Annotated in this window: 1 protein-coding gene and 1 pseudogene; both read left to right on the top strand. The window is 34.7% G+C overall.

Annotation, left to right across the window (positions count from 1 at the left end; genetic code table 11):
• The first annotated feature begins 53 nt into the window (after window positions 1-53).
• Window positions 54-353, top strand: coding sequence for a hypothetical protein (locus V7056_RS11090; protein ID WP_499701912.1), 300 nt, complete (start codon window positions 54-56; stop codon window positions 351-353).
• 68 nt (window positions 354-421) lie between these two features.
• Window positions 422-718 (top strand): annotated as a pseudogene (locus V7056_RS11095) (YnfA family protein); the annotation flags it as partial.
• Window positions 719-854 lie beyond the last annotated feature (136 nt).

An 854-nucleotide genomic window follows, 5' to 3' on the forward strand; every position in this document is an offset into this window, starting at 1 on the left:
CATTCTTTTTTAACAGAGCCTATTTTTAAAAAGTATAAAGAAGGGAGTTCAAAATGAAAAAGATAGATGAATACTTTGAAACCGCAATGGAAGCCTGGGGAATGATGCAAAAAACTTCTGATGATGAAGGTGCAGAATGGGCAGAAAGATTTGAGCGTTATTTTTATGAGTTTATTGATGAATTGAAAAAGTGGTGGGAAACGCTTGATCCAAAACCAATGAATATTGAGGAAGCTGAAGAGTTACCTGAAATAAAAAATTGGATGGATCAAATTCCAGGACCTGTACAAATAAATTTTTTAACAGAATTAGAAGATATAATAGATGGGATAGATACGGTTCGTTTTGATTGATTGGAAAAGTTCAGCAGAACGTTCGTGCAAGTAGAAGGGAATGAGTTGCAATCATTACTTTTATTTAAGCTGGATTAGCTGAAATTGGTAGAGGATATCTAATTTGGTTATGGCTACGAGAAGGTCAATCTGCCTATTTAGGTCTAATTGGGGGGATTGTTTTAGCTTTGTATGGCGTTATTGCGACATTTCAAGTCTTCCCAACGTTTGGTCGAGTGTATGCAGCTTATGGTGGCGTTTTTATTGTGCTTTCAATTTTATGGGGATGGGGAATAGATAAAAAAGCACCGGATCTCTATGATTGGCTAGGGGCAGTTATCTGTTTAGTGGGTGTGTCTGTTATATTATGGGCACCAAGACATTAATTGATAAAAAAAGATTCTTTCATTAAATTGAAGCATCAGAGTAATTTACGCCAGATTTAAGATTTGGAAAAAGATAAATAAAATGAAAAAGTAACCCTGTTATGAGTTCAAAAGGGTTACTTTTTTTCATTTTTTG

Origin of the sequence: Bacillus sp. JJ664, assembly GCF_036962205.1 — a bacterium.
Taxonomy (GTDB): Bacteria; Bacillota; Bacilli; order Bacillales; family Bacillaceae_G; genus Gottfriedia.